This is a genomic window from Delftia sp. S65 (genome assembly GCF_016516495.1).
Lineage (GTDB): Bacteria > Pseudomonadota > Gammaproteobacteria > Burkholderiales > Burkholderiaceae_C > Comamonas > Comamonas acidovorans.
This window is the reverse complement of the sequence record NZ_JACVUR010000140.1, coordinates 1-208: the sequence shown is the minus strand read 5'-3', so window position 1 is coordinate 208 and position 208 is coordinate 1. Positions and strand designations below refer to the sequence as shown.

Annotated in this window: 1 protein-coding gene; it reads left to right on the top strand. The window is 67.8% G+C overall.

Annotated features, from left to right (window positions below):
• The coding region (locus IAE24_RS30155) for a hypothetical protein (RefSeq protein WP_199962562.1) at positions 1 to 208 on the top strand (208 nt) is incomplete at both ends.

Below are 208 nucleotides of genomic sequence, written 5' to 3'. Positions count from 1 at the left end.
GCAGCAAGACGCCGCCCGCCACCTGCGCCACACCCTGGAGCACGGCCTGCCCGCCAGCGCCCAAGCCATGCTGGGTGAACAGGCAGACAGCACCGCGCGCCTGCTCACCGGCATGCAGGCGCAACTGCAGAAACAGGAAAAAGAACAGCACGCCCGTATCGCCATCCACCACTACCACTGCGACCACCTGGGCACGCCCATGGCCCTG